Annotated in this window: 30 protein-coding genes; 18 read left to right on the forward strand and 12 right to left on the reverse strand. The window is 59.6% G+C overall.

Going from position 1 to position 26049, the window contains the following annotated elements:
- Positions 1-126 precede the first annotated feature (126 nt).
- Both otnI and denD read left to right on the forward strand, forming a co-directional pair.
- Positions 127-906, forward strand: coding sequence for a 2-oxo-tetronate isomerase (otnI, locus tag ABJ076_RS01445; RefSeq protein ID WP_348191344.1), 780 nt, complete (start codon positions 127-129; stop codon positions 904-906).
- Positions 903-1895 (forward strand): D-erythronate dehydrogenase, encoded by a 993-nt coding sequence (gene denD / locus ABJ076_RS01450; RefSeq protein WP_348191341.1) that lies wholly within the window; start codon positions 903-905, stop codon positions 1893-1895. Before otnI ends, denD begins: the two co-directional genes overlap by 4 nt.
- Before the next feature lie 6 nt (positions 1896-1901).
- Here denD and ABJ076_RS01455 read toward each other — a convergent pair whose 3' ends face one another.
- Genes ABJ076_RS01455 through ABJ076_RS01465 form a run of 3 tightly spaced genes read right to left on the reverse strand, consistent with a single transcriptional unit; the run spans position 1902 to position 3912 of the window.
- Positions 1902-2591 carry a sulfur transferase domain-containing protein gene (locus tag ABJ076_RS01455; RefSeq protein ID WP_348191338.1) on the reverse strand — a complete coding sequence of 230 codons (690 nt, stop codon included), beginning with the start codon at positions 2589-2591 and terminating at the stop codon, positions 1902-1904.
- Between the two features lie 38 nt (positions 2592-2629).
- Positions 2630-2923, reverse strand: a complete 294-nt coding sequence (locus ABJ076_RS01460) for a hypothetical protein (protein ID WP_348191336.1) — start codon at positions 2921-2923, stop codon at positions 2630-2632.
- 59 nt (positions 2924-2982) lie between these two features.
- The gene (locus tag ABJ076_RS01465; RefSeq protein WP_348191333.1) at positions 2983-3912 is read right to left on the reverse strand and encodes a VOC family protein; all 930 of its coding nucleotides are present in this window, start codon (positions 3910-3912) and stop codon (positions 2983-2985) included.
- Positions 3913-3992: 80 nt separating this feature from the next.
- On the opposite strand from ABJ076_RS01465, the gene ABJ076_RS01470 reads away from it, so the two are divergent.
- Together ABJ076_RS01470 and ABJ076_RS01475 are read left to right on the forward strand one after the other, a co-directional pair.
- Complete coding sequence (locus ABJ076_RS01470) at positions 3993-5234, forward strand: nucleotide disphospho-sugar-binding domain-containing protein (RefSeq protein WP_348191330.1); 1242 nt, start codon at positions 3993-3995, stop codon at positions 5232-5234.
- A 74-nt stretch (positions 5235-5308) separates the two neighbouring features.
- Complete coding sequence (locus tag ABJ076_RS01475; protein WP_348191327.1) at positions 5309-5785, forward strand: hypothetical protein; 477 nt, start codon at positions 5309-5311, stop codon at positions 5783-5785.
- 95 nt (positions 5786-5880) lie between these two features.
- Here ABJ076_RS01475 and bfr read toward each other — a convergent pair whose 3' ends face one another.
- Together bfr and ABJ076_RS01485 are read right to left on the reverse strand one after the other, a co-directional pair.
- Positions 5881-6363 (reverse strand): bacterioferritin, encoded by a 483-nt coding sequence (gene bfr, locus ABJ076_RS01480; protein WP_028465942.1) that lies wholly within the window; start codon positions 6361-6363, stop codon positions 5881-5883.
- Positions 6364-6492: 129 nt separating this feature from the next.
- A complete protein-coding gene (locus tag ABJ076_RS01485) occupies positions 6493-6720 on the reverse strand; it encodes a (2Fe-2S)-binding protein (RefSeq protein WP_348202578.1) in 228 nt (75 codons plus the stop codon).
- Positions 6721-7041: 321 nt separating this feature from the next.
- Here ABJ076_RS01485 and ABJ076_RS01490 point away from each other — a divergent pair, with 321 nt between their 5' ends.
- Genes ABJ076_RS01490 through ABJ076_RS01500 form a run of 3 tightly spaced genes read left to right on the forward strand, consistent with a single transcriptional unit; the run spans position 7042 to position 9602 of the window.
- Positions 7042-8511 (forward strand): cobyric acid synthase, encoded by a 1470-nt coding sequence (locus ABJ076_RS01490; RefSeq protein WP_348191550.1) that lies wholly within the window; start codon positions 7042-7044, stop codon positions 8509-8511.
- A 49-nt stretch (positions 8512-8560) separates the two neighbouring features.
- Positions 8561-9091 carry a peptidylprolyl isomerase gene (locus tag ABJ076_RS01495; protein ID WP_348191322.1) on the forward strand — a complete coding sequence of 177 codons (531 nt, stop codon included), beginning with the start codon at positions 8561-8563 and terminating at the stop codon, positions 9089-9091.
- A 46-nt stretch (positions 9092-9137) separates the two neighbouring features.
- A complete protein-coding gene (locus ABJ076_RS01500) occupies positions 9138-9602 on the forward strand; it encodes a peptidylprolyl isomerase (RefSeq protein ID WP_348191319.1) in 465 nt (154 codons plus the stop codon).
- 69 nt (positions 9603-9671) lie between these two features.
- Here the strand turns inward: ABJ076_RS01500 and ABJ076_RS01505 are convergent, their stop codons facing one another.
- Positions 9672-10013, reverse strand: coding sequence for a DUF1491 family protein (locus ABJ076_RS01505; RefSeq protein WP_348191316.1), 342 nt, complete (start codon positions 10011-10013; stop codon positions 9672-9674).
- A gap of 160 nt (positions 10014-10173) precedes the next feature.
- Between ABJ076_RS01505 and ABJ076_RS01510 the strand changes: the two genes are divergently transcribed.
- From ABJ076_RS01510 to ABJ076_RS01555, 10 genes are read left to right on the forward strand one after another with little or no spacing between them, the layout of a single operon-like run.
- On the forward strand, positions 10174-11166 hold the full coding sequence (locus tag ABJ076_RS01510) for a BMP family ABC transporter substrate-binding protein (RefSeq protein WP_348191313.1): 993 nt from the start codon (positions 10174-10176) through the stop codon (positions 11164-11166).
- Between the two features lie 19 nt (positions 11167-11185).
- Positions 11186-12787 carry an ABC transporter ATP-binding protein gene (locus tag ABJ076_RS01515; RefSeq protein ID WP_348191310.1) on the forward strand — a complete coding sequence of 534 codons (1602 nt, stop codon included), beginning with the start codon at positions 11186-11188 and terminating at the stop codon, positions 12785-12787.
- On the forward strand, positions 12784-13890 hold the full coding sequence (locus tag ABJ076_RS01520; RefSeq protein ID WP_348191307.1) for an ABC transporter permease: 1107 nt from the start codon (positions 12784-12786) through the stop codon (positions 13888-13890). The genes ABJ076_RS01515 and ABJ076_RS01520 overlap by 4 nt, the downstream gene beginning before the upstream one ends.
- Positions 13891-13899: 9 nt before the next feature.
- Positions 13900-14877: an ABC transporter permease gene (locus tag ABJ076_RS01525; RefSeq protein WP_348191304.1), complete on the forward strand. Its 978-nt coding sequence runs from the start codon at positions 13900-13902 to the stop codon at positions 14875-14877.
- Complete coding sequence (locus ABJ076_RS01530; RefSeq protein ID WP_348191301.1) at positions 14874-15698, forward strand: purine-nucleoside phosphorylase; 825 nt, start codon at positions 14874-14876, stop codon at positions 15696-15698. Before ABJ076_RS01525 ends, ABJ076_RS01530 begins: the two co-directional genes overlap by 4 nt.
- Positions 15691-16419, forward strand: coding sequence for a deoxyribose-phosphate aldolase (deoC, locus tag ABJ076_RS01535; protein ID WP_348191298.1), 729 nt, complete (start codon positions 15691-15693; stop codon positions 16417-16419). The genes ABJ076_RS01530 and deoC overlap by 8 nt, the downstream gene beginning before the upstream one ends.
- Positions 16420-16431: 12 nt before the next feature.
- Positions 16432-17745, forward strand: coding sequence for a thymidine phosphorylase (gene deoA / locus ABJ076_RS01540; protein ID WP_348191295.1), 1314 nt, complete (start codon positions 16432-16434; stop codon positions 17743-17745).
- On the forward strand, positions 17745-18968 hold the full coding sequence (locus tag ABJ076_RS01545) for a phosphopentomutase (RefSeq protein ID WP_348191293.1): 1224 nt from the start codon (positions 17745-17747) through the stop codon (positions 18966-18968). The genes deoA and ABJ076_RS01545 overlap by 1 nt, the downstream gene beginning before the upstream one ends.
- A gap of 11 nt (positions 18969-18979) precedes the next feature.
- Complete coding sequence (locus ABJ076_RS01550; protein ID WP_348191291.1) at positions 18980-19504, forward strand: DUF2937 family protein; 525 nt, start codon at positions 18980-18982, stop codon at positions 19502-19504.
- Positions 19497-20084, forward strand: coding sequence for a uracil-DNA glycosylase family protein (locus ABJ076_RS01555; protein WP_348191288.1), 588 nt, complete (start codon positions 19497-19499; stop codon positions 20082-20084). Before ABJ076_RS01550 ends, ABJ076_RS01555 begins: the two co-directional genes overlap by 8 nt.
- Positions 20085-20092: 8 nt before the next feature.
- Here the strand turns inward: ABJ076_RS01555 and ABJ076_RS01560 are convergent, their stop codons facing one another.
- From ABJ076_RS01560 to ABJ076_RS01585, 6 genes are all read right to left on the reverse strand, one after another.
- Positions 20093-21010, reverse strand: coding sequence for a DMT family transporter (locus ABJ076_RS01560; RefSeq protein WP_348191285.1), 918 nt, complete (start codon positions 21008-21010; stop codon positions 20093-20095).
- 164 nt (positions 21011-21174) lie between these two features.
- On the reverse strand, positions 21175-22350 hold the full coding sequence (locus tag ABJ076_RS01565) for a YeeE/YedE family protein (protein ID WP_348191282.1): 1176 nt from the start codon (positions 22348-22350) through the stop codon (positions 21175-21177).
- A gap of 12 nt (positions 22351-22362) precedes the next feature.
- The gene (locus tag ABJ076_RS01570) at positions 22363-22845 is read right to left on the reverse strand and encodes a DUF302 domain-containing protein (protein WP_348191279.1); all 483 of its coding nucleotides are present in this window, start codon (positions 22843-22845) and stop codon (positions 22363-22365) included.
- A gap of 93 nt (positions 22846-22938) precedes the next feature.
- Positions 22939-23355, reverse strand: coding sequence for a nuclear transport factor 2 family protein (locus tag ABJ076_RS01575; RefSeq protein ID WP_348191276.1), 417 nt, complete (start codon positions 23353-23355; stop codon positions 22939-22941).
- 38 nt (positions 23356-23393) lie between these two features.
- The gene (locus ABJ076_RS01580; protein ID WP_348191273.1) at positions 23394-24140 is read right to left on the reverse strand and encodes an SDR family NAD(P)-dependent oxidoreductase; all 747 of its coding nucleotides are present in this window, start codon (positions 24138-24140) and stop codon (positions 23394-23396) included.
- A gap of 24 nt (positions 24141-24164) precedes the next feature.
- The gene (locus tag ABJ076_RS01585) at positions 24165-25013 is read right to left on the reverse strand and encodes a fumarylacetoacetate hydrolase family protein (protein ID WP_348191270.1); all 849 of its coding nucleotides are present in this window, start codon (positions 25011-25013) and stop codon (positions 24165-24167) included.
- A gap of 116 nt (positions 25014-25129) precedes the next feature.
- Here ABJ076_RS01585 and ABJ076_RS01590 point away from each other — a divergent pair, with 116 nt between their 5' ends.
- Positions 25130-26047, forward strand: coding sequence for a 2-dehydro-3-deoxygalactonokinase (locus tag ABJ076_RS01590; RefSeq protein ID WP_348191267.1), 918 nt, complete (start codon positions 25130-25132; stop codon positions 26045-26047).
- Positions 26048-26049: the final 2 nt, after the last annotated feature.

Below are 26049 nucleotides of genomic sequence, written 5' to 3' on the forward strand. Positions count from 1 at the left end.
CATGTCTCCCTTGGAAAATCAGTTTCTGGATTGAGCAACGCAGTCTGCTGTACGCTGCGTCTCCAATCAAGCACGTGTCCGCGCTTTAACCGGCAATTTCAAGGACCGGCAACCAAGGGGGTGTTCATGCCAAAACTGGCAGCCAATCTATCCATGATGTTCCAGGAGCATGCGTTTCTTGATCGGTTTCAGGCTGCGGCCGATGCCGGTTTCAGGGGCGTGGAGTTCCTTTTTCCATATGATTTCCCGGCCGAAACAATCCGGACACGCCTTAAGGATACCGGGCTCGAACAAGCCCTGTTCAACCTGCCACCGGGCGATTGGGACGCGGGAGACCGCGGTTTCGCTGCAATCCCGGGACGGGAAGACCGTTTCGGCGAGGCGCTGGAGCGAGCCCTCGATTATGCCGATACGCTCGACTGCCCCCGCCTGCATGTGATGAGCGGTATGGTCCCGGACGGCGTCTCCCGCGAGGCTTGTACAGAAACCCTGACGGCCAATCTGCACAAGGCCGCGCCAATCGCGGCAGCACGCGGCAAGACCCTGATCATCGAGCCGATCAACACCGTGGATATGCCGGGCTATTTCCTGAACTATCAGGCCCAGGCTCGGGCGATCCTCGAAGCAGTTGGCGCGGACAATGTCCGGCTGCAGTTCGATCTCTATCACTGCCAGATCATGGAAGGGAATCTCGCGGTCCACATGCAGGATTATCTCGACCTGATCGAGCATATCCAGATCGCAGGCGTCCCGGGCCGGCACGAGCCCGATATCGGGGAAATCAATTATCGTTACCTGTTCGATCTGATGGATGAGCTTGGCTATGCCGGCTGGGTCGGCTGCGAATATCGGCCGGAAGCCGGGACCGTCGACGGCCTCGGATGGAAGAAGGATTGGTCCCTATGAAAATCACCATCACCGGGGCCACAGGCTTCATCGGCCAGAAACTGGCTCGCCGGCTGCTTGATTCAAATGCGATTGTCGCCGCCGACGGAAGCCGGAAGAGCATTACCGAACTGACCCTTCTGGATACAGTGTCAGCACCAGCCGCCCTGACGGACGATAGCAGGGTACGCAGCCTTTCCGGCGATATCACAGACAGTGCTTTGTTGGCCGAGGCCATCCCGGGCGATACGGACAGCGTCTTTCATCTTGCCGCCATCGTCAGCGCCGGGGCGGAAGAAGATTTCGAACTCGGCATGGCCGTCAATCTGGACGCCACGCGGGACATTTTGGAAATTCTCCGGCAAGCAGACGGCACACCGAAGATGGTTTTCGCCAGTTCCTGCGCAGCTTTCGGCGGAGACCTTCCGAATATTGTCGAGGACATGACTGCAACGACGCCACAGACTTCCTACGGCACCCAGAAGGCCATCGGCGAGCTGCTGGTCTCCGATTACAGTCGACGCGGCTTCGTGGATGGACGCTCGCTCCGTTTCCCGACCGTCGTGGTCCGTCCAGGCAAACCGAACAAGGCCGCCTCAACTTTCGCCAGCTCGATCTTCCGTGAACCGTTACAGGGCCGGCGCGCAGTCTGTCCGGTCGCCGGAGACGCCAAGATGTGGCTCGCCTCCCCGCGCAGCATCGTAGAAAACACAATCCATGCTCACAATCTGGCGGGCGATGCTTGGGGCGCATCGCGTACGGTCTCGCTCCCAGGTTTCTCGCTGACGGTCGCGGAGATGGCGAAGGCTCTGGAACACGTCGCAGGCCCTGGCGTCGCCTCCCGCATCGACTGGGAACCCGATCCCTTCATCGAAAAGATCGTGCGTGGCTGGCCCCCCGCCTTCAACACCAAGAAGGCAGCAGCACTCGGCTTTACCCAGGACGAAGGCATGGAAGCCGTTATCCGAGCCTTCATCGAGGATGAGCTGGATGGCAAGATCGTAGCGTAAACCGGCTTATTCCCGGCGCAGCACCTTGTCGACGATCAGAGAATAGAACCACTGATCGGGGAAGGAAGCCTGCAATGCATCGGGATCATATTCCGTCTCGACCCAGTCACGGAATGTGATCCCGGTTTCGTCGTGCCGGTCGGCAAAAGTTTCGAAGACGAAATCGACAACACCGGTCCTGCCCTGCCGCAGGTGACCAAAGCGAAGCGATAGCTGGTTCATCGCCTCACGCATCGGCACGTCATGCTTCAGATGCAGATAAAGCGTGCACATCAGCCCGGTACGGTCCGCACCGGACTTGCAGTGCATCAATGTCGGCCCCTCAAGCTGGTCCCAGACTTTGATCGCGTCGATCATGGTCTCCCGCTTCAGCGGATTGCGGGAACGGATCGGCAGGCTGATCAGCTTCAGTCCGAGCCGTTCGCAGGCTTCCCGTTCCAGCCGATAACGGTAATTGTCCTGCTCCGAGCCGCGCAGATTAAGGACGGTTTTGAACCCGGCCGCGGCAAAGCGCTCCAGATGCCACGGAGAAGGCTGGGCCGAGCGCCACAGGTCATCCCGCACCCGATGCTTGTTCAGATAGATCGAGCGGACGATTCCATGATCCTGCGCCATCAGGTGCCACCAGGCGCGCAGACGCTCAAGACCCTCAAGGCGCGGAAGAACAGGTCTCTCGGGCAAAGATGCGTCGGTCATCGAATTTTACTCACGGCTGCAAAAGTCGAGGGCATGGATTAATCTCGATCCCCACGCTCACTGATCATCAGAGTAAATGGAATCAGGCCGCGCTCGAACACCACCTGACCCATTGCTGTTACACATTTATGCTCTTCGTTCTTAAAGGAGGCGTTAATCTCGAAGTCCACCATCTCGTCAGGAAATACCTTCTCGTCGACAAATTCCGCGAAAGCACGATTGATCCTGATCTGTGTCTTCGACCAGAGTGCGTCATCCTGGATTATGAATCTGTGTTCTTCCTGAGTCTGCCGCGTCGCACTCATCATTGCCGCAACCAAAGTCTTGGACATGACTGGGCTCCTCTAAATCCGAGGCTGTTCTACACGCATTTGCTAGCGCTTTTGTGATTCTATCCTTTGATCCAGGGTAATTTCGCCTCATCCTCCGCAATAAACAGCGTTCCGCCTATGGTTTCAGGCAAGGACAAACGGAGAAAACCGTCCATGCTCTCCGGGGAAAAACCGCGCTCCGTCAGAAAAGCCGCAGTCTTCGCCAGATCTTCGGACAGCAACCCGTAACCGACGATCAGTGGGCCGTCATCAGGTAACTCGGCGTCTGGCGCAAGATCGCCGAGCACCCCCTCGTCAACGATCACGACACCGCCGCGGTCGAGAGGGATGCGCCAGACATGCTCGCTCACAGGCTTAGGGCCACCACGGTTGAGAAACCAGCAATAGCGCGCTGCCGCCTTATCGAGAGTCTCTACACCGACCACCACATCGCGCAGCGCGACAATGCCATTGCCATGATGAAGCCAGCGGTCCTGCCAGACGATCTCCTCGGTATGGTGCGCGACATATTGCACCCGCCCCTCCGGCATGTCCTGCGGCCGTACCCGGCATACCGTGAAAGAAGCCTCGTCCTCCCCCCCGCTGGCCAGACTGATCGGACGTTTCAGGTGCACCAGAGGCTCTGGATGAAACCCCGTAAGCGTCAACCGCCCCTGTACACTTTCCGGGTCCGCGCAGGAGAAGGCAATCAGATGCAGGCCGACATAACGCTCCATCTGCGCCGTCGAACGCTCACCAAGCGGCGTTGTGGCATCCGAGACCGAGATCACCTCGATATATCCTTCGGGGAGCATGATGCACCGGTTGGCCGTTCCAGACGGCACCGGCTCCGTCTCCTCACCAACAATATGGCGGTGCTCGGTATAGGGAGTCTGCACGAACCCGAGCCGATTGAACTCGCGATGAGCCTCCGCCATATCTGGTACAAAGTGCGCTATATGATCGAGGAAGACCTCCTCTCCGACTGGCAATTGCCTCGGTTGTTCCATATTCCGTTCTTTCCCAGCTTGCTTTCCGAATCTGCGCCGTCACTATGCGGAGAAATCAAAGTACCGAAAAGTAACGGTTGATGCGCATTTTATTCGGGTGGGAATTCGGAGCCGGGTTAGGCCACATTAACAGGATCAAGCCAATCGCCCGAGCGCTTCGGGAACAAGGCGCAGAGATCTTCCTGGCCCTGCAGGAAACGGAACGCGCGGATGCATTCTGGGATCCGGGTACAGGCAAATTGCCGGACGGCTATAGTTTGCTTCCGATTCCCCGCTGGAACATGCCGTCCGATCCGAAGGCGCGTACGATACCGACCCATTCCTTCGCCGATGTGCTGAACCTGATCGACTACGGCGACGAACGCGCCTTCGCATCACGGCTCGAAGCCTGGTGCGGCTTGTTCAACGCTGTGCGCCCGGATCTGGTGATCGGCGATTTCAGCCCGACCATGAACATCGCGGCACGCGGCCGGATCCCGTCCATGACCATCGGAAACGGCTACACCATGCCGCCTGGCGGCCGCCCGATGCCGCCGATCCGGCCTTGGCAGGAAAGGTTGGAAGATTTTTCGAAAGAGCATGAGGCGAAATTGCTCGCCATCATCAACAAGGTGCTGCGATTACGCGGCGAAGGAAAGCTGCCTTATCTGAGTGATGCCTTTCACGGCGACCGGTCTTTTCCGCTCACCCTTTCTATCGTCGATCCCTACGCAGCCCACCGCGAGGAAAAGACAGTCCCGCCTTTCAACATGCCGACGGACATCACGCCGCTGCCGAAGGACCAGCGTCCGGCGGATGGTGTGTTCTTCTATATGCCGCATTCCCATCCGCAGCTGAAGTTGGCGATCGATTCCCTGAAACAAAGCGGCCTCCAGGTTCTCGCCTATATCAGCGGCATCAACGCCGGGGCAGCACGCTCGAATTCCACGGCCCGATTCCGGATCAGCCCGACGCCTCTGCCCTTCAACGAGGTCATGCCGAAGGCACGGCTTCTGGTGCACCATGGCGGCCTTTCGACAGCGGTTGCCGGAACCATGGCCGGAACCCCGCAAGCGATTCTGCCCTGGAACCTGGAACACCTCGTGACCGCCAAGCGGATTGAAACGCTCGGTGCGACGCGTGTGCTGAACAATCCGGCAAAAGAACTTCCCGGCAAGGCGCTGACACAATTTTTCGTCCGGGCGACACGTGATGATGCCATGCTTGAAACGGCCATAGGTGCGGCCAAGTCTGTCGAGTTGGGTAGCCTCGATGCAGGACTCCAGACCATTGTCTCCGCCTGTTACGATTTGGCGGGAAAAACGGTGAGTCATCGCTCGTGAGATGAATTGTTTTAATTGCAACTCATTCTCATAATCACTAATGTATCCTGACCATACTACGGGAGAGATACATCGTGCAGCACTTGCTGACAGCACAAACTGACATTCAGGCCCGGACCGGGAGTGGGCCACTCCCTTCCACACTGATCACACCTGCGCTGGACGAGTTCGAAGCCCTGATTCTCTGGGGCATGCGACAATGGATGCGCGCCCACAAGGAGCGTCGTTGCGCAACCGGCTCGATTCTGGACGCGTTCGAGTTTTCGGGATTGGTCCCCGCTCTTGCACCGCTGAACCGGATGATGACCATGCTGGTCCTCGGCAGCCGGCGCAGCCTCGCTATCGCCAACACACCGGCCGCCCCACTCAGCATTGACGAGCAGGTGCTGCTCAGAATGCTCAATGCCGCACGTCAGCGGCAGACCGACCTTGTGGAGTCCCGTTTGAGCATGTGGATGGAGCAAGTCAGCATTCGGGCAACAGCGCAGGCTGCATTGCTTCTGGCCCAGACAGTGTATGCATCCGGCGCAACAGCGGCATCAGATGCATAAGCGCGCCTTGGGATGTTGGCGCCCAAAACGCAAAGGGCACCCTGCCTTTCGGCATGATGCCCTAATACGCAGCAAATCCGTTCAATAGATCAGCTTCAATCCATCTCATTCGCTTCGGACTGAAGCAGCAGATAGTTCTGAATGCCCATCTTGTCGATCATACCGAGCTGAGTCTCGATGTAATCGACATGACCTTCCTCGTCTTCGAGGATCTCGGCAAAGAGATCACGGGTTACATAGTCACCGACAGCCTCACAATGCTTGATGCCGGCCTTGTAATTGGCAATGCCGTCCAGCTCGAGCTTCATGTCGCCTTCGAAGATCTCTTTGACATCCTCGCCGATCAACAGCTTGTCGAGATATTGCAGATTCGGCACGCCTTCGAGGAAAAGGATGCGCGCCATAAGCGTTTCCGCATGCTTCATCTCGTCGATGGATTCGTCGTACTCGTGCTTGCCGAGCTTCGAAAAACCCCAATCCTGCAACATCTTAGCGTGCAGAAAATACTGGCTGATGGCGGTCAACTCGCCCTTCAGACCATTGTTCAGAAACTCGAGAACCTTGCTGTCGCCCTTCATAGGCCTTGCTCCAGAATGAATGTCCCGGAGCGGAAGATAACACTGTTTAGAATAATTCCAAGCGTGTTAGCGAAATCAATATTGCGAATTAAACTCAATATAACAATAGCTTAAGGCTTTACTCAGCACCTATGCGGCATCCGTGGAGGACATTTCGATCTCTCCTGTTCGCGCAGAGAGCTGTTCGCGGATGGTATTCATACAGGTGCCGCACTGCGGACGGCAGCCGACATTCTGGTACACCTGACCAACTGTTCTCGCCCCGGCATCAATAGCCTTGTCGACACAGCGATTGGTAAATCCATTGCATAGACACACATACATCGCGCGATACCCGCAATTGAGAGTCATTCGCATATGATGCTTTTTGCGATTGATTGTCAATACGAAATAAAGGACCAAAAATGGTCTGTATTTATTTTTCCTGAGAACGCGCGGAAATCGGCCAGTATTTCTTGGAGCATAAATAGGTCGGGCGGCCCCGAAGGACCGCCCTAGCTCGAGCCGAGAGGGAGGGAGCGAAGTCGAAAGGCTCGAGTGTTTCGTTGCTAGCGCCCGTCCGAAGAACAACGCTGGCTTGGTACTTTTTTACCCGCTAAACCTGAACATTTCGTAAACAAGACAAATAAATCCACCTACGGTATTAGCCTGCAAGGGAGCATGGGACGCGTGGCAAAAATGACGGCAAAAGCGTTGATGTTTCAGGGAACTGGTTCGGATGTCGGGAAATCCGTTCTGGTTGCCGGTTTATGCCGACTGGCGGCACGAAATGGTCTCAGAGTCCGTCCGTTCAAACCACAGAACATGTCCAACAATGCCGCCGTCACTGTCGATGGCGGCGAGATCGGCCGGGCGCAGGCATTGCAGGCCCGCGCATGCGGGATCGAGCCACATACGGATATGAACCCGGTACTACTGAAACCCGAAACCGATCTTGGCTCCCAGGTGGTTGTGCAGGGCAAGGCGCGCGGTCACGCCAAGGCACGCGCCTATCAGGCCATGAAGCCGGATCTGCTGGGAGCGGTCTGCGAAAGCTTCACACGTCTGAAGGAAGATGCCGATCTCATCCTTATCGAAGGCGCCGGCAGCCCGGCGGAGGTCAATCTGCGGGCCGGTGATATCGCAAATATGGGGTTCGCCGAAGCCGTGGGATGCCCAGTAGTGCTGATCGGCGATATCGACCGCGGCGGTGTCATAGCATCCCTGGTCGGCACTGACGCGGTAATCCCGGAGGCAGACCGCACGCGTATCGCTGCCTACCTGATCAATAAATTTCGCGGCGACGTCTCACTTTTCGATGAAGGGTTACGCCTCGTCACGGACAGGACCGGCTGGCTCTCGCTCGGCGTGGTGCCATATTTTGCAGAGGCCCGGAAACTCCCGGCCGAAGATGCCGTCGCCCTAGAAAGCGCGATCAGGGAGACCAATGGGCCGGTTAAAATCGCTGTCCCCCGCCTTTCCCGCATCGCCAATTTCGACGATCTTGACCCGTTGCGACTGGAGCCGGACATCACGCTTGATATCGTGGAGCCCGGACGTGCCCTGCCCGGTGATGCCGCGCTGATCCTGATCCCTGGCTCGAAATCGACTATCGGCGACCTCGCCGACCTGCGCGCACAGGGCTGGGATGTGGATATCGCCGCGCATGCCCGGCGCGGCGGCAGGGTGCTCGGGATCTGCGGCGGCTACCAAATGCTCGGCCGCAAGATACATGATCCGGACGGATTGGAAGGCCCCGCCGGATCAGCTGAAGGACTCGAGCTGCTGGATGTCGAAACAGTACTGTCCCCGGAAAAAGCCCTGACCCGCGTCACCGGCTTCGCCGTCACCGGGGAACCGATTACGGGTTACGAGATCCATATCGGCCGGACCGATGGTCCCGACAGAACCCGACCCTTCGCGACTATTGATGATGGAAACGGCGCGCATCAGGACGGCGCCGTCTCCGCCTCAGGGCAAATCGCCGGCAGCTATCTACATGGAATGTTCTCGGATGACGACTTCCGCCGGAGCTTTCTCGCCGGGCTGGGCGCCTCCCGTTTCTCGGAGATGAATTTCACCACCGAGATTGACAGCGTCCTCGATCGGCTTGCCGATCATTTGGAAGTCCATCTGGATACAGAAACTCTGTTCGGTCTTGCCCGTTGAGCGCGGTCGTTTATGGTGCCGCCGGAAACGCTCAATCTCGGAGGCATACATGGCCCATCGCCTTTGCGCCCTATTGGTGCTGATGACGGCAGTCCTGTTGACTGGCCCGGCGCGCGCTGCGGATCTTGAAAATACACTTTATCTCGACCTCGACTATGGACGCGTCGAAATAGAGCTGCGCCCCGACCTGGCCCCAATGCATGTGGCACGGGTCAAAGAGCTGGCGCGGGAGAAATTCTACGACGGCATCATCTTCCACCGGGTGATCGACGGCTTCATGGCACAGACAGGCGATCCGACCGGTACCGGCATGGGTGGGTCCGGCCAGAAGCTCGACGCCGAATTCAGTAATGCACCCTTCGTGCGCGGCACTGTTGGCGCAGCACGGTCGAGCAATCCGAACAGCGCAGACAGCCAGTGGTTCATCTGCTTTACGGATTGCCAGTTTCTCAACGGAAAATACACCATTTGGGGCGTAGTCTCGAAAGGCATGGAATTCGTGGACATGATCAAGCGCGGCGAGCCGCCTCGCACTCCGGATCATATCGTGAAACTGCAGGTAGCCGCGGACGCTCAATAAGTCCTCAACTCGCCTCGCCCCAGAAACTCAGAAAAGGATCGAAACCTTGAGTGATCAGGAAAACACCCTCTTCATCGATCTCGACCACGGCCGTGTGGTCATCGAACTGAAACCCGACCTGGCTCCGAAGCATGTGGCTCGGGTCAAGGAACTGGCCCGCGAAGGCTTCTATGATGGCATCGTCTTTCACCGTGTGATCGACGGCTTCATGGCACAGACAGGCGATCCGACCGGTTCCGGCATGGGCGGCTCCGGCCAGAAGCTGGATGCCGAATTCTCCGACGCGCCGTTCCAGCGCGGCACGGTCGGCGCGGCACGCTCGCAGAGCCCGAACAGTGCAGACAGCCAGTTCTTCATCTGCTTCAAGGATGCCCGCTTCCTCGACGGCCAGTACACCGTCTGGGGTGAGGTCACCGAAGGAATGGAATTCGTCGACATGATCAAGAAGGGCGAGCCGCCGGTCGACCCCGACAAGATGGTCAAGGTCCAGGTCGCGGTCGACGCCGAATAAACTGAAATACTTCAATCCGATCCAGGACCGGCTTGTTGGGCGGTCCTGGATCCGGCCTGAATACCCACTTTAGAAGAACATAGCGTCTTCCAGCGGATTGCGGCCCTCGCGATCCTCTATTTCAAGAACCCAGATGTCCGGATCTATCCGGCGCTCCTTTTCCAGAACGGCATCCGCATCTGCTTCCGGCACTGGCTCCTCGCCTGTTCGCGACCGCCATTTCAGGTTGCCATCCAGCTCACGAGCCAACGCCAGGATCGTGAAGCCGGGTCCTAGACGGTTGATCTTGAGATAAACTGTGCCCGCATCGTCATCCCCTGAGCGCACCACGGTTGCCATCAGGCCAAGTGCCATGCATTGGCGCAATCCGGCTTGAACCAGCATTTTCGACTTGAGGCGCGGTCCACTCATCGGCTATCCCCCGGCGATCTCTGAAACCTGCGGGATTTCCGCAGTTTTACTAAACGGTAAAAGCAGTAGGACTCCAGCCGGTTTCTTTTTTAGACTACCGGTACGGATGGCAATCCGAGAACAGGCCCTGAGCGGCCTTAATAAACAGGGGTGGCAGAGAATGAAACAGTGGGTAATCGCGGCGATCGCCGCAATCGGGATCGGCGCCGCTGCCGATGCCGCCGAATTCAAGCCGGCCGTCGTGTTCGACATGGGTGGCAAATTCGACAAGAGCTTCAATGAAGGTGTCTACGAAGGAGCTGAGCGCTTTTCCAAGGAAACCGGAGTCAAGTATCTCGAATTCGAAGTAACCAACGAAACTCAACGCGAGCAGGCGATCCGCCGCATGGCGCGCAAGGGCGCCAACCCGATCCTCGGTGTTGGCTTCGCCCAGGGTCCGGCTATCGAGAAGATCGCCAAGGAATATCCGGACACCAGTTTCGCCATCATCGACAGCGTCGTCGATGTGCCGAACGTCCAGTCCATTGTTTTCAACGAGCATGAAGGCTCGTTTCTGGTCGGCGTGTTGGCGGCGAAAGCCTCCGAAACCGGCAAGCTCGGCTTTGTTGGCGGCATGGACATTCCGTTGATCCGCCGTTTCGCCTGCGGCTATGTCGGCGGCGCCCAATGGGCAAACAAGGACATTGAGGTTCTGCAGAACATGACCGGCAGCACCCCGGCCGCCTGGAACGACCCAACCAAGGGCGCGGAGCTTGCACGCAGTCAGTTTGATCGTGGCGCAGACATCGTCTTCGCCGCCGCCGGCTCCACCGGTCTCGGCGTGCTGCAGGCCGCAGACGACGCAGGCAAGAAAGCCATCGGCGTCGACAGCAACCAGAATTACCTGCATCCAGGCACCATGCTGACCTCCATGCTGAAGCGCGTGGACATCGCTGCTTACAATGTCTTCCAAAGCGCCAAAGCGGGCGAACTGAAGCCGGGTATCAATGTCCTCGGTCTCGGCGAGAACGGCGTCGGCTGGGCGTTGGACGAGCACAACAAACCTATGATCACCGATGAGATGAAAGCAGCGGTCGCAAAGGCCGAGGCAGGCATCAAGTCTGGCGAGATCAAGGTGCATGACTACATGGCCGACAACACCTGCCCTTACTAAAGGCCGCGTATCAGAAAACATGACATCTGATCATCAACAGCCCATGGCGGGCGGCTTGCCGCCGCCCGCCATCGAGTTGAAGGGCATCTGCAAGAATTTCGGCCCGGTTCAGGCAAACCGGGATGTGACGTTGCGCGTCATACCGGGCACCGTTCACGGTATCGTTGGCGAGAACGGTGCGGGTAAATCGACCCTGATGTCGATCCTCTACGGCTTCTATCATGCCGATGCAGGCGAAATTCTGGTCGATGGCACTCTCGTCACCATTCATTCCAGCCGCGCCGCTATCGATCTGGGTATCGGCATGGTGCACCAGCACTTCATGTTGGTCGACACGATGAGCGTGCTCGACAATGTAATGCTCGGCTCAGAGGGCGGCGCTCTGCTTGACAGGGGTGAGCAGGCGGCAAGGGCCGAACTAGCGCGGCTTTCTACGGATTACGGACTGACAGTCGATCCGGACGTGCTTGTCGGCGATCTTTCGGTCGGCCAGCAGCAGCGGGTCGAGATCCTGAAAGCGCTGGTGCGCGGCGCCCGCATTCTGGTGCTGGACGAGCCTACCGGCGTGCTGACGCCACAGGAAGCAGACCGGCTGTTCGAGATTCTGGACGCGCTCCGGGAACGCGGCGTCACAATTATCCTGATCACCCACAAGCTGCGCGAAATTCTCGCTGCGACTGATAGCGTCTCCGTCATGCGCCTTGGTGAGATGGTCGCGCACCGGAAGACATCGGAGACCAGTGCCGAGGAACTTGCCGAACTTATGGTCGGCCGCAAGGTCCTGCTGCGCGTGGACAAGGCAGCGCCGAAGACAGGCGATACAATCCTTCAGGTCGACGGCCTCAGCGTCGTCGATGCGAAGGGCGTGGACCGAGTGAAAGCTGCCAGCTTCACCGTTCGGGCGGGCGAGATCGTCGGCATTGCCGGGGTTGCCGGTAACGGGCAGAGCGAGCTGCTCCATGCACTTGCCGGTATCCGCCCGCTTTCCAACGGTTCCTTCTCGATTAACGGAACCCGCACCGTTTCCGCTGCGGTACCCTACAGCCCGCATGAAGCGCGCGACCTCGGTATCGCCCATGTGCCGGAAGACCGGCATCACATGGGCCTGGTCACCGCCTTCCCGGCGCACGAGAACCACATTCTCGGACATCACGGATGGGAGCAGTTCAACAACGGCATTCTGCTGGACCGCGAGGCAGCTGTCGCAGATTGCGCGGCCGAGATGGAGCGCTATGACGTGCGGCCACCCAACCCGCATCTGGCCGCAGCCATGTTCTCCGGCGGGAACCAGCAGAAAATCGTTCTGGCACGTGAGTTGGAAACCCAACCCAAGCTGTTACTGGTTGGCCAGCCGACACGCGGCGTCGATATCGGCGCCATTGAGTTCATCCACAACACCCTCGTCGCCATGCGCGACCGGGGCGCGGCGGTACTGCTCGTATCCGTAGAGCTGGACGAGATCATGTCCCTCTCCGACCGCATCCTCGTTATGTCGGACGGCCGTATCGTCGGCCAGATGGACTCGGCGGAAGCCGACCCCAAACGCATCGGCCTGATGATGGCGAATATTTCAGAAGACGACGCCCCTCAGGGCAGTCCCGAGGGTGACAAAGCCATATGAGCCAACCGATCAAACTCCCGAAATGGGTCGATGTCGGGGTCATCCCCGCCCTGAATATCCTGGCCGCACTCGCGGTCTCGGCTCTTGTTATTCTGGCGCTTGGCGAAAACCCGATCGAAGCGCTGGATGTCATGCTGTACGGGGCTTTCGGGTACGAAGAGGCGATCGGCTACACACTTTATTACACGACCAATTTCATCTTCACCGGGCTTGCCGTCGCAGTCGCTTTCCATGCCGGGCTGTTCAATATCGGCGGCGAGGGGCAGGCCTATATCGGCGGGCTCGGGGTCGGGCTTGTCATCCTGACGCTCGATGGTCTCCTACCCTGGTACGCGATCCTGCCCCTGGCCATGATCGGGGCGGCTGTTTTCGGCGGGGTCTGGGCGGCGGTACCGGGCTGGTTGCAGGCCTATCGCGGCAGCCACATCGTCATCACCACCATCATGTTCAACTTCATCGCCTCGGCGCTGATGGTCTATCTGCTGGTCAATGTGATGATCAAGCCAGGGCAGATGTCGCCTGAAAGCCGGGAATTTGCCGAAAGCGCCTGGCTACCGATGGCGCATCAGGTCTTCGCTGTAATCGGCATTGATGTATCCCGTTCGCCGCTGAACCTGTCTTTCATCCTCGCCCTGATCGCCTCCGTCCTCGTCGCCATCTTCATCTGGCGCACGCGCTGGGGCTATGCCATCCGCACAGTCGGCCGGAACGAAACGGCTGCCGTCTATGCCGGCATCGACCCTAAGAAAACGATCTTCTGGACCATGGCGCTGTCCGGGACACTGGCCGGTATGGTCGGCATCAACGAGATCATGGGGGTGCATCACAAGCTGCTGCTGAATTTCACCGCCGGATATGGCTTCACCGGCATCGCCGTCGCCCTGATGGGCCGCAATCATCCGATCGGCATCGTGCTGGCCAGTCTGTTGTTCGGCACGCTCTATCAGGGCGGTGCCGAACTCGATTTCGAGTTCGAGCAGATCACACGCGATATGGTGATCGTCATTCAGGGTTTTATCATCCTGTTCTCCGGCGCGCTCGCCTACATGTTCAATCCGCTGGTTGCACGGCTGATCAGCCGGCTGATGCCGGTACGGGACTAGGAGGCGCGCATGGCGGACACATATCTCCTGATCCTGCTGACGATAGACGCCACGCTGCGTGTCGCCACGCCGCTGATTCTGGCGGCAATGGCCGGTCTGTTCTCGGAACGCTCAGGCGTTATCGATATCGGGCTGGAAGGTAAAATGCTGGCGGCCGCCTTCGCTGCTGCCTCGACCGCTGCGGTTACAGGCTCGGCATGGGCGGGACTCGGCATGGGAGTTTCCGTTTCCATCGGACTGGCTTTGCTGCACGGCTTCGCATGCATCACCCACAGGGGCGATCAGGTGATCAGTGGCGTTGCCATCAATGTCGTCGCTGCCGGGCTGACAATCGTGCTGGGCATTGCCTGGTTCCATCAGGGAGGTCGAACACCGACGCTCGATGCCTCCGCCCGCTTCACCGAACATGCCCTACCCTTCGCGGATGCCGCACGCGGCATTCCGCTGATCGGACCGCTCTATGCGGAAGTGGTCAGCGGCCATAACATCCTCGTCTATCTCGCCCTTGCCATCGTGCCGCTCACTTGGTGGGTGGTTTATCGCACCCGGTTTGGACTGCGGCTGCGGGCCGTTGGCGAAAACCCGGCGGCGGTCGATACTGCCGGGATCAGCGTCACTGGCCTGCGTTACAGCGCACTGGTAATCGCAGGAATTCTCTGCGGTATTGCCGGAACCTATCTCTCCACGGCCCATTCCGCCGCGTTCGTCCGCGACATGACCGCAGGCAAGGGATACATGGCGCTGGCGGCGATGATCTTCGGAAAGTGGAAACCGGTGCCGACCCTTTTCGCCTGCCTGCTTTTCGGTTTCCTCGACGCCATGGCCGTCCGTCTGCAGGGTGTCGAGCTGCCGGTAATCGGCATCTTCCCGGTTCAGCTCCTGCAGGCAATGCCCTACATCCTGACCGTGGTGCTGCTGGCCGGCTTCATTGGTAAGGCAATCGCACCGAAAGCCAGCGGGACCCCTTATGTAAAGGAGCGGACGTGACCCCTTACAGCACTGCGGCCAAGGCCATCCGCGCAGCTCTGTCCGGTCGAAGCGCCAGGATCGCTCTCGTACTGGGCAGCGGCCTCGGTCCCGTCGCCGATGCGGTGGAAAACCCGGCCTCGGTTCCATTCGACGACATTCCCGGTTTTCCAAAGCCCGCCGTTGAAGGCCATCACGGCCGCCTGATTCATGGCACGCTTTCGGGCCGCGAAGTCTTCGTCCTGCAAGGCCGGGCGCATGCCTATGAAGGCCATCCGCTGTCCGACGTCGTTCTGCCGGTGCGGGCGTTGGCCTTGCTTGGTGTCGAGACACTGGTACTAACCAATGCCGCTGGAAGTCTTCGGGAGGACATGGCGCCCGGCAGCCTGATGATGCTGACGGACCATATCAATTGGTCCGGCGCCAATCCGCTGATCGGACCAAACGATCCAGCCCTCGGATCTCGTTTCTTCGATATGACCCAGGCCTATGACATCGGCTTGAGGGATGCGCTCCGGCGCAACGCCGAGGCCCAGGGTGTGGCGCTGAATGAAGGCACTTATCTCTGGGCGCTCGGCCCGAACTTCGAGACCCCGGCGGAGATTCGCGCTTTCCGTATTCTCGGTGCTGATGCTGTCGGCATGTCAACGGTCCCGGAAGTGCTGGCTGCCCGGCATGCCGGCCTCAGGGTTGCCGCAATTTCCGGCATAACTAATTTTGGTGCGGGTATGGTTGCGAACGAGATACTCGACCACGAGCATACGCTGAAGCAGGGCGCGAAAATTGCGGAATCCATGACCCGCCTGCTGCTGGAATTTCTGAAGGGCCCCATTCATGAGTGAAGCCGCCCGCGCATTGTCGATGCTCGACCTGACGAGCCTTGGAGACGATGACACTCCGGCATCGGTCGGCGCCATGCTGAAGCGCGCAGTGACACCCGCCGGACCGGTCGCCGCCGTTTGCGTCTGGCCGGCTTTCGTCGCGCAGGCAAAAACCGCGCTGGCTGGAACATCCGTGCGCATCGCCACGGTCTCGAACTTCCCGCATGGTCGCCCGGATATCGCGGGCGCCGTCGCAACCACAAAACAGGCCGTGGCAGATGGCGCGGATGAAGTGGACGTGGTCTGGCCCTACGACAATTGGCTGAATGGCAATACCGCCATCGCCAGGAATCTGGTTGAGGCTTGCAAGAGCGCCTGTGGCAACACCGCGCATCTGAAAGTCATTCTGGAAACAGGGCGCCTGCAGACTGCGGGGGCTATCGCAGGCTCCAGCCGGGATGCGATTGCCGCCGGCGCGGATTTCATCAAAACCTCCACCGGCAAGACATCCGTTTCCGCAACCCTCGAAGCCGCCCACATCATGCTGGAGGCAATCAGGGAGAGCGGGAAGCCGGTCGGCCTGAAACCTTCGGGCGGAATCCGCACCACTGAGCAGGCCATTGCCTACCTCAGGCTCGCCGACAAGATTATGGGGCCGGACTGGGCCACGCCGGAGACATTCCGCTTCGGCGCCAGCAGCCTGCTTGATGCTCTGTTGAAGACTCTAGGGCACAAAGAGTGAGACACTGTCGCCATGCTGAGCCAGGAAATCATCCGCAAGAAGCGTGACCGCATCGCCCTCTCGGACACCGAGATCGCGACATTCGTCGAACGCATTGCCCGCGACGAAGCGAGCTCGGCGCAGATCGCCGCTTTCGGCATGGCCGTTTTCCTGAATGGTATGGCAACCGAAGAGACGGTCGCCCTCACGTTGGCGATGCGGGACAGCGGCACTGTGATCGACTGGGACGCGGACGCGCTCGGCGGCCCGGTGCTGGACAAACACTCGACCGGCGGAGTCGGCGACAAGGTCAGCCTGATGCTGGCGCCGATGGTCGCCGCAGCCGGTGGTTTCGTGCCGATGATCTCCGGACGCGGGCTCGGTCATACCGGCGGCACGCTGGACAAGCTGGATGCAATAAGGGGCTACGATACCGCACCGACCCTCACCCACTTCCGCAAAGTTGTCGAGCAGGCAGGGTGCGCCGTCATCGGACAAACTGAAGACCTTGCTCCGGCAGACCGGCGCTTCTATGCCGTGCGCGACGTGACGGCAACGGTGGAATCCATTCCGCTGATCACCGCCTCCATCCTCTCCAAGAAACTCGCCGCCGGGCTGCAAGGCCTTGCCATGGATGTGAAGACTGGCTCCGGCGCATTCATGGAAACGCTCGACGATTCCCGTGCTCTCGCGCGCTCCATCGTCGATGTGGCGAACGGCGCGGGGCTGCAAACCACGGCCGTTATCACGGACATGAATCAGGTTCTCGGTCACAGCGCGGGCAATGCTGTGGAGGTGCGAGAAACCATCGATTACCTCACCGGGGAGCGACGTGACGAGCGTCTGCACGACGTCGTTATCGCCCTTGGTGCGGAAATGTTGGTCACCGGCGGGCTCGCATCAAACCGGGAGAGCGCCACACTGAAGTTACTCGGCACCCTGGCCTCGGGTTCCGCGGCAGAGAGATTTGAGCGGATGGTCTCCGGTCTGGGCGGACCACCCAATCTTTTGCGGGACACGAGTGCCCTCGACGAGGCCTCGCATGTTGTTGCCGTTCACGCCGACCGCACCGGGACAGTCACGGCAATAGACACACGCTGCGTCGGCCTTGTCGTGGTCGAGCTCGGTGGCGGACGGCGCCGCGCCAAAGATCTTATAGACCATTCCGTCGGACTGACTGAGATCGCCGGCCTCGGCGATAGGGTCGATGGCGAACACCCGCTTGCGATCGTTCATGCGAAGAGCGCGGCGGATGCGGCGCGCGCCGAAGCAGTACTGAAGACCGCCTTCACCCTTGGCGAGGATCCACCGGCAAAAACCTCACCCATTGTCGAGCTCATCACCTGATGGCCCGGGCCTTCCTCCTCGTTCTCGATTCCGTCGGTATCGGCGGCGCGCCCGATGCAGAGGCGTTCGGCGACACAGGCGCGAATACAGTCGGCCATATTGCAGAAGCATGCGCCGCTGGTCATGGGGACAACGAACAGCGCTCGGGTCCTCTTTCTTTGCCGAACCTCTGCCGGATCGGTCTTGGAAGTGCCATCGAAGCCAGTACGGGGAAGCCAGCGCCAGACCTGACAGCGGCACCAGCAGGTGCAAGCTGGGGATATGCCTCCGAGATCAGCAACGGCAAGGATACGCCGAGCGGGCACTGGGAGCTGACCGGCGTACCGGTCTCCTTCGACTGGGGATATTTCCCTGAAACGGAACCCTGCTTTCCGCGCGACCTGATGGAGCGGTTGATGAAGGCCGCTGATCTGCCCGGCTGGCTCGGCGACCGGCATGCCAGCGGCACGGTCATCATCGAGGAGCTCGGCGCGGAACATATCAGCACCGGCAAACCGATTTTCTACACGTCTGCCGACAGCGTGATGCAGATTGCTGCACACGAGCAGCATTTCGGGCTCGACCGTCTGCTCGCGCTCTGCGAGACAGCGCGCGATCTTGTCGACCCGTTGAATATCGGTCGGGTGATTGCCCGACCATTTGTTGGCGAAGACGCGGCCAGCTTTCGCCGAACTGCCAACCGGCAGGACTATTCCGTGTTGCCGCCGGCACCAACATTGCTGAAGCGCCAATCGGATCGCGGTGGCGCCGTCATCTCCATCGGTAAGATCGGCGATATCTTCGCCCATGACGGCACCGGCAGGGAAGTCAAGGCGCCGGACAATGACGCGATGTTCGACCTGCTCCTAACGGAGACACGCACTGCAGGGCCCGATAGCCTTATCGTCGTCAATTTCGTCGATTTCGACGTGCATTTCGGCCACCGCCGCGACACGGCGGGATACGCTGCCGCGCTCGAAGCCTTCGACCGGCGTCTGCCAACGTTCGAAGCTCTGCTAGGCCCGGACGACCTTGCCGTCATCACCGCCGATCATGGTTGCGACCCGACTTGGCGCGGAACAGATCATACCCGCGAGAATGTCCCAGTTCTCGCCCTCGGCGGTGCACGCCCCGGCGGTCCGGTCGGGCACCTTTCCAGCTTTACAGACGTAGGCCAGACATTGGCACGGCATCTCGGAATTGACGATATGCCCCACGGTCAGCCTTTCGGCCAGGCAGAGTAGAGGTACGGGCGATGAAACTCTTCCGAGACCTGTGTCTCATTGCCATGATCGCCGCAGGCGGAATCGGCGGCTCCCAGATCCCGCAGCTCGTCCAGGAATACGAACAGCGCCTCGGCGGTGCCCGGGACGAGGCCGTAGCGGCGCACAATAAGGACATTGAGGACGCAGGAGCCTTCGGCCTTTCTCTCGAGGATTTCGCCGATCGATACCGAGCGTCCGACGATGCCGCGATCCGGTCAGGCGCCGACAACATGCTGCGCCGACGCGACCGGGCACAAGCGCTGGACAAGGCCCTGGTGGCACTCGATGAGGCGCCTTACATGCTGCGTCCGTGGGCCGCTTTCCAACATATCGATCCCGTGGTCGGACCGGCCACATGGAATGCGTTCCAGCCAACGCTCACCATCGATCCGAGGTTTGCCGTCAGCGGGCTTCTGATCGCCTGGATCATGCATGCGCTGCTCGCCCTGATCTGGCGCATGATATTCGCACGCACGCGCCGGGAACGGCGCCGCTTCGACCGCCGCCGTGCCTGACCCGCTTGAAACTCTCGTAGCGCGGATTTCCGCCTGCCGTACCTGCGCAGACCATCTGCCACTCGGTCCGCGCCCCGTCGTTGTCCCACGCCACGGCGCCCGTATTCTGATCGTCGGACAAGCACCCGGAACAAAAGTGCATGAGAGCGGCATTCCCTGGAATGACCGCTCCGGCGACCGACTTCGAGATTGGATGGGATTGGACCGGGAGACGTTCTACAGCTCCGAGCGGATCGCCATCATGCCGATGGGCTTCTGCTATCCCGGCGTGCTGCCGAACGGCGGCGATGCCCCGCCACGGCCCGAATGCGCGCCGCAATGGCACGAGCAACTGCTCGGCCATATGCCGGAGATCGAGCTGACAATTCTGGCCGGTATGTATGCCCAGAAAGAGTATCTCGGGGGAGCCCGGAAGAAGACCCTGACGGAAACCGTCCGGAGCTGGCGTGACTATGCACCGCGCTATCTGCCGCTGCCGCATCCGAGCTGGCGGAGCGGCAATATTCTGAAGAAGAACCCATGGATCGAGGGTGAGATTCTGCCCCATCTCCGGAAGAAAGTGACGCAGCTCGTCAGATAAATAGGGGGCTAAAGGCTGGAGCGTTTCAGCTTCGGCTTTTTCACACCGAGCTTGGTCTCACGGTAAAGGATGAAGAGACCGGCGCAGCAGATGATGCTGGCGCCAGCGATGACCTGGTTCGACGGAATGTTGCCAAACACCAGATAGCCGAGGGTCGCTGCCCAAAGCATGGCCGTATAGTCGAACGGGGCGATAACGGATGTCGGCGCCTGACGGAAAGCTTCCGTCATGAACATCTGCGCGACACCCCCAATGACACCCACACCGATCAGCAAGGCGAGATCCACGAGGGGTGGCGTCACCCATTCGAACGGCATCATCACGCCGCCAACGATCACACCCGCGAGGGTGAAGTAAAACACTGTCGCCGCGCTCCGGTCGATACCGCCGAGCTTGCGCATCACCACCATGATTGAGCCATAGGCAAAGGCCGCAGCCAGCGCGAGCAGAGCATAGAGGCTGATCCCGCTGCCATCCGGGGCAGCAGCCAGCGCCACACCAGCAAAGCCGGTCAGTACGGCTGCCAGACGCTTGAAGCCAACCTTTTCACCCAGGAACGGGATAGCCAGCAGGGTACCGAACAGAGGCGCCGAGAAGCTGATCGTGACGTAGGTGGCGAAATCCATCTGCGAGAGTGCGTAAAAGCCCGAGAACATCGAGATGACACCGATGCCCGCCCGGATGAACTGCAGGTCGGGCCGCTTGGTCAGAAGCGCGCGCCAACCGCCCTGTGCCGGCAGATAGAGGAAAAGCGGCAACAGCGCCGGCAAGCTTCGGAAGAAGATGATCTGCGAGGTCGGATAGGTATCTCCGAGGCCCTTGACCAGGATACCCATGATCGCGAACAGGAAGACAGCGGTGAGCTGGCAGGCAATGCCGCGTCCATATCCGGCAGACGTGGCGACAACGGGAAGCGCGGTAGTCATGAGATCGCTTTCGGGCAGCAACAATCACTTCACGTTACGCCCGCAACTACCGATTGAGGCATGCAAATAACGAGGATCTGACGGCTAAGGAATCGATAACGCCTTAATAAATCTATAATTTTTGTCGCAACCGGAATACCCAGTCGGATTTTGAGCATTTCTGCCTAGCCAAGACGAAACAACGGTCGCAGCCTGACCCCAATCACATTTCCGGCCATCGCCACGAAGATCCAGACCCAGCCATGCAGGCTTGTCGAGGATATGCCGGCGAAAAATGCCCCTATATTGCAGCCATAGGCCAACCGGGCTCCGTAACCGAGCATCAACCCGCCAACAACAGCCGCAAGAAGTGGAAGCCAGCCCATGCGCAGGTTCGGCGCGATCTTGCCTGCGAGGGAGGCAGCCATCCCGGCGCCAAGGATGATCGCGATATTCATCAAGGAGGTTGCCTCCTTCAGCAGATCTGCCCGCAGCGCTCCCTGCCGCCACGCCGGTGTCCAGAAACTGCTGCTCGCCGGATCCCAGCCCAGCGCCATTGCGGCTTTGGCGCCCCACAGCGTGAAGCCCCAGGTCACCCCCCAGGGGAAACCCTTTGCCAGCAAAGTAGCGAAACCGAGCAGCGCCAGCAGGATGGCACCGAGCAGCAATGGCCAGGGCCCATGAACGAGTGTCCGCCAGCTCAACGCCATCTCGCCGCCCCAGAGCGGTTTCCTGATCCGAGCCCCCCAAAGCCAGAGAGCGCCCAGAATGGCCCCAAGCATGGCAAGCTGGATTGCAACGCCCCCCACATAACCAAACTCCCGGCCGAGAGAGACAGCGCCCAGACTGGGCAGCGAGCGCCAGAAGGGGAGATCTAGCGAGCCCCAGAAAGAGCCGGCACAGAAAAACACCAGCACCACAATCATCCGGACATTGCCGCCACCGGCGGTAAAGAGAGTGCCCGAAGCACAACCGCCCGCGAGTTGCATGCCGAGGCCGAAGATTAAAGCGCCGGTGACGAGGGAGACATTGAGCGGTGCGATCGCGGGCCCCGCCTTCAGGCCGAAGGCGCCGCCTGCGCTCAGCACAGGTGCGAACAGGATCATGGCGATGGCCAACATGACAGCCTGGGCGACGATGCCGCTCAGATCCCGCTCCATCAGCAATTTGCGGTAAGCCCCGGTAAAACCGAACGCGGCGTGATACAGCGTGACGCCAAGTCCGCATCCGATCGCCAGCATTGCCAGACGACGCCAATCCGAATCCTGTAGATACAGAAAAGCGATTGCCAGAGCCGCGCATGCGCAGATCAAAAAAAGCGGGCGCTGTGTGGCCGGGACGGACGGAACGGCAATGGTCATGATTACACCAGTTTAGCTATTGGTTCTCGCGACGGAAAGAATGGCCTTCACATCCGCGTCCAGTTCAGCTCCGAGCACATCGAGCGCCGGCACCTGATAAGCACCGAAAACATGGGAGGGCAACCGGTAGGTCACATTGGCAGAACCGTCACCTGCCTCCGTAACATAAAGGCGGATCGGCGCCTCAATCCCCGCCGCTTCCGCAGCGGCGAGCATACGCACTGCATAAGCCGGTTTAAAGAAGAAGAACACCCTGTTGCCCGGGATTGTAACACCCTGAGATTTTGCGGCACATGTCGCGCAGGCGATCCCGACAATGTTAAATCCCCTGGCCTTGATCGCGCCGGATAATGCCGTGATGAAAGGGGTAAAGAGTTTTCCCGTGGCAACGGTTTCCATGCCAGAGTATGGCGCCTGCACTACCGCATGGGCTGGCGCGACGGCCAATCCGAGCGCGACACAAAGCGCAAGCAAAACTAGACGCAACCGAACCATGCCTCTTCTCCCTGACCGTTATCATTGGTCGGGGTGACACAGATTACTCCTCGCGGGAAATGAACACCCTGTGACGGCAGGGACGCTATCGCCCTATTGCAGCAACCGCGGTTGCGGAATATCCGCCAACGCGCTGACGTCCGGCGCAATCGGCCCGGACTGGTGATGGATCAGCATCCAATCGTCACTCTCGAACGCGAAAATATTCGTCGCTGCCAGGGTTTCAGGGCCATAGCGCTCGAAACACACGACAATCGCCAAGTCTTGGTTCACGAAATAAACCTTCGGCTCCAAGCATTGGAGCGAATATCGGACCGGGCTGGATAGAATGCGCGCCCAGCTTTCGATAACCGCATCACGGCCGAGAAGCGGTGTGTCGCCCGGATGAATGCAGATCACATGAGTCTCGGTAGCCCAAAGGTTTTTCATAGTCGAAAGATCACGTGTGGTGAAGGCTGTATAGAATGCCTCGTTCCGGATCAGTACATCCGCCTGCCGAGCTCGACTCATATTTTGCCGCCTTGATGCTGCGCGCCCCGGGCCGGACATCAGTAGGTCGCGCGCCCCCCGGAACAATCGAATACGCCACCGGTGCTGAAGCTGCAATCCTCGGAGCTCAACCAGGCCACAAGATTTGCGATCTCCTCAACCTGACCGAACCGCTTCATCGGAATTTTAGAGAGCATAAAATTGATATGCTCCTCAGTCATCTGGTCGAAGATATCCGTCTTCACCGCCGCCGGAGTGATGCAGTTTACGGTCACACCTGTTTCGGCCAATTCCTTGCCGAGAGACTTGGTCAGACCAATTACGCCAGCCTTGGCAGCGCTGTAGGCGGGCGCATTGGGATTGCCTTCCTTGCCCGCCACCGAGGCGATATTGATGATGCGCCCATAATCGTTGCGCAGCATGTACGGCACCGCTGCCCGACAGCACAGGAAAGTGCCATTCAGATCGATATCGATCACCTGGCGCCAGTCGGCGACGCCATATTGCCAGGTCGGCACGTTCGGGCCGCTGATGCCAGCGCTGTTCACCATGATGTCAAGGCGCCCGAACTCCCGCTCGACCTCCGCCGCTGATCGGTCAACAGCGGAATCATTCGTTATATCCACCACCGCAGTATGGATATTTCCGCCCAGTTCAGCAGCAGTTTCCGCCAGCTTGTCACCATCCGTGTCCCACAGGCTAACGGACGCTCCGGAGGCGGCAAGACGGGCTGCAACCGCCTTGCCAATACCGCGTGCGCCGCCGGTAACCACGGCGGCACGTTTTGCAAAATCGTAACTCACCATGGCCGTCTTCCCCGCTCGGCTGTCTTAGCTGTCTGCAACGCAGGTCTGACGCTGAACGCCAAGACCGTCGATACCGAGTTCAACCACATCTCCCGCCTTCAGGTATTTCGGCTCCGGCTTGAAGCCCATACCGACGCCGGGCGGAGTGCCGGTCGGGATCACGTCGCCAGGCTCGAGGGTGAAGAACTGGCTGAGATAATGCACCAGGAAGGCCGGCCCATAGACCATGGTGTTTGTGTTTCCGTCCTGCCGAGTCTCGCCATTGACCTTGGCCCAGAGGCCGAGAGCTTGCGGGTTCGGGATCTCGTCCTTGGTGACCATCCAGGGACCAGTCGGACCAAACGTGTCGCAGCTTTTGCCCTTGGTCCACTGGCCGACACGCTCCGCCTGGAACTCACGCTCGGAGACGTCGTTCACCACACAATACCCGGCGACATATTCGAGCGCTTCGGCTTCGGAGACATACTTTGCCTTCTTGCCGATGACGATGCCGAGTTCGACTTCGTAATCCAGCTTCTTGGAGCCACGCGGCACGACAGTATTGTCGTTCGGGCCACAAATTGCGGAAGTCGCCTTCATGAAAATAATCGGCTCAGGGGGCACGTCCATGCCTGATTCGGCAGCGTGATCGCTATAGTTCAGACCGACGCAAACCATCTTGCCGATCTTACCGACGCAAGCGCCGAGGCGCGGATCACCGGCAACAACGGGCAGAGACGCAATGTCCGCTGCCTTGATTTTTGTCAGGCCCTCGGGGCTGAGCGCCGCACCGTCGATATCACCGACAATGCCGGAGAGATCGCGGATCTTCCCGTCGGCATCCATAATCCCCGGCTTCTCGGCACCCGGCGCGCCATACCGCAACAGCTTCATGAGGGTCGTTCCTTCCCTTAGCGTTTTTCTGATTAGCAACCTATTAAGGACGGCAGCGAGGTTTGCAACAGGACACCGGCAAGTCAAGCTGTTGCCGAATTCAGGGGAGTAAGGACATGGGCGATACGGCAGTGCTGGCACTGGATTGGGGAACCACCCGGCTGCGGGCATTCCGCATGGCGGAAGACGGCAGCATTCTCGAGCAGCGCGCTGCAGAAGCAGGCATCCGCCAAATAGACGACAACGATTTTGAAGATGTCTTTCATACAGTCGTGGGGGATTGGCTTCCGCCAGCAAGGCAACCATCCCCGCTGATTGTCCTCGGCGGTATGATCGGCAGCCGGCAAGGCTGGTTCGAGACACCCTATGTGCCATGCCCGGCCGACCCGATACGCCTCGCCGACCATGCCATCGCTGCGCACACGGATTCGGGTCACGCACTCTGGATCGCTCCCGGCCTGTCCCTAACGTCGGAAAGCCGGGCCGATGTCATGCGCGGCGAAGAATTACAGATCTTTGGCGCACTCGATCAACTCGGACCGGGACGGCATCTGATCTGCCTGCCGGGAACCCACAGCAAATGGGCCTTGCTCGAAGATGGCATCATTCAGGACTTCCGTACCTACATGACCGGCGAGCTGTTCGATGTACTGCGGCGACACTCAATCCTCGGCACCACGATCGAACATGCGGTCTGGTCGGATACGGGTTTCCAAAAAGGATTAGCGGCCTCCCGGTCGGAGGCCGGACCGTTCGCCCATCTCTTCACTGCTCGGGCCGGTACGCTGCTGGACACGCTACCCGTGGAGGAAAGCGGCAGCTTCCTTTCCGGATTACTTATCGGCAGCGAGATTGCCTCCGCGACCCGCGAACTCGCAGAAGGATCGGAGGTTTGCATAATCGGCAACCCAGACCTCACCGATCTCTACACCCCGGCGGTAGAACAGCATGGTATACGCTGTCGCCAACTGGGAGAGTATACGGGCGCATATGGCCTGTTCCGGCTGGCCATGGGCCTTCGGGAAAAGTGCTAGAA

The sequence above is a fragment of the Nisaea sp. genome (assembly GCF_039990255.1).
GTDB lineage: Bacteria > Pseudomonadota > Alphaproteobacteria > Thalassobaculales > Thalassobaculaceae > Nisaea.

What these genes read in the sequence shown, in the direction of transcription:
- otnI (WP_348191344.1), top strand. Translation starts at nt 127, where the DNA reads ATGCCAAAACTGGCAGCCAATCTATCCATGATGTTCCAGGAGCATGCG.
- denD (WP_348191341.1), top strand. Translation starts at nt 903, where the DNA reads ATGAAAATCACCATCACCGGGGCCACAGGCTTCATCGGCCAGAAACTG.
- ABJ076_RS01455 (WP_348191338.1), bottom strand. Translation starts at nt 2,591, where the DNA reads ATGACCGACGCATCTTTGCCCGAGAGACCTGTTCTTCCGCGCCTTGAG.
- ABJ076_RS01460 (WP_348191336.1), bottom strand. Translation starts at nt 2,923, where the DNA reads ATGTCCAAGACTTTGGTTGCGGCAATGATGAGTGCGACGCGGCAGACT.
- ABJ076_RS01465 (WP_348191333.1), bottom strand. Translation starts at nt 3,912, where the DNA reads ATGGAACAACCGAGGCAATTGCCAGTCGGAGAGGAGGTCTTCCTCGAT.
- ABJ076_RS01470 (WP_348191330.1), top strand. Translation starts at nt 3,993, where the DNA reads ATGCGCATTTTATTCGGGTGGGAATTCGGAGCCGGGTTAGGCCACATT.
- bfr (WP_028465942.1), bottom strand. Translation starts at nt 6,363, where the DNA reads ATGAAGGGCGACAGCAAGGTTCTCGAGTTTCTGAACAATGGTCTGAAG.
- ABJ076_RS01485 (WP_348202578.1), bottom strand. Translation starts at nt 6,720, where the DNA reads ATGCGAATGACTCTCAATTGCGGGTATCGCGCGATGTATGTGTGTCTA.
- ABJ076_RS01490 (WP_348191550.1), top strand. Translation starts at nt 7,042, where the DNA reads ATGACGGCAAAAGCGTTGATGTTTCAGGGAACTGGTTCGGATGTCGGG.
- ABJ076_RS01495 (WP_348191322.1), top strand. Translation starts at nt 8,561, where the DNA reads ATGGCCCATCGCCTTTGCGCCCTATTGGTGCTGATGACGGCAGTCCTG.
- ABJ076_RS01505 (WP_348191316.1), bottom strand. Translation starts at nt 10,013, where the DNA reads ATGAGTGGACCGCGCCTCAAGTCGAAAATGCTGGTTCAAGCCGGATTG.
- ABJ076_RS01510 (WP_348191313.1), top strand. Translation starts at nt 10,174, where the DNA reads ATGAAACAGTGGGTAATCGCGGCGATCGCCGCAATCGGGATCGGCGCC.
- ABJ076_RS01515 (WP_348191310.1), top strand. Translation starts at nt 11,186, where the DNA reads ATGACATCTGATCATCAACAGCCCATGGCGGGCGGCTTGCCGCCGCCC.
- ABJ076_RS01520 (WP_348191307.1), top strand. Translation starts at nt 12,784, where the DNA reads ATGAGCCAACCGATCAAACTCCCGAAATGGGTCGATGTCGGGGTCATC.
- ABJ076_RS01525 (WP_348191304.1), top strand. Translation starts at nt 13,900, where the DNA reads ATGGCGGACACATATCTCCTGATCCTGCTGACGATAGACGCCACGCTG.
- deoC (WP_348191298.1), top strand. Translation starts at nt 15,691, where the DNA reads ATGAGTGAAGCCGCCCGCGCATTGTCGATGCTCGACCTGACGAGCCTT.
- deoA (WP_348191295.1), top strand. Translation starts at nt 16,432, where the DNA reads ATGCTGAGCCAGGAAATCATCCGCAAGAAGCGTGACCGCATCGCCCTC.
- ABJ076_RS01545 (WP_348191293.1), top strand. Translation starts at nt 17,745, where the DNA reads ATGGCCCGGGCCTTCCTCCTCGTTCTCGATTCCGTCGGTATCGGCGGC.
- ABJ076_RS01550 (WP_348191291.1), top strand. Translation starts at nt 18,980, where the DNA reads ATGAAACTCTTCCGAGACCTGTGTCTCATTGCCATGATCGCCGCAGGC.
- ABJ076_RS01560 (WP_348191285.1), bottom strand. Translation starts at nt 21,010, where the DNA reads ATGACTACCGCGCTTCCCGTTGTCGCCACGTCTGCCGGATATGGACGC.
- ABJ076_RS01565 (WP_348191282.1), bottom strand. Translation starts at nt 22,350, where the DNA reads ATGACCATTGCCGTTCCGTCCGTCCCGGCCACACAGCGCCCGCTTTTT.
- ABJ076_RS01570 (WP_348191279.1), bottom strand. Translation starts at nt 22,845, where the DNA reads ATGGTTCGGTTGCGTCTAGTTTTGCTTGCGCTTTGTGTCGCGCTCGGA.
- ABJ076_RS01575 (WP_348191276.1), bottom strand. Translation starts at nt 23,355, where the DNA reads ATGAGTCGAGCTCGGCAGGCGGATGTACTGATCCGGAACGAGGCATTC.
- ABJ076_RS01580 (WP_348191273.1), bottom strand. Translation starts at nt 24,140, where the DNA reads ATGGTGAGTTACGATTTTGCAAAACGTGCCGCCGTGGTTACCGGCGGC.
- ABJ076_RS01585 (WP_348191270.1), bottom strand. Translation starts at nt 25,013, where the DNA reads ATGAAGCTGTTGCGGTATGGCGCGCCGGGTGCCGAGAAGCCGGGGATT.
- ABJ076_RS01590 (WP_348191267.1), top strand. Translation starts at nt 25,130, where the DNA reads ATGGGCGATACGGCAGTGCTGGCACTGGATTGGGGAACCACCCGGCTG.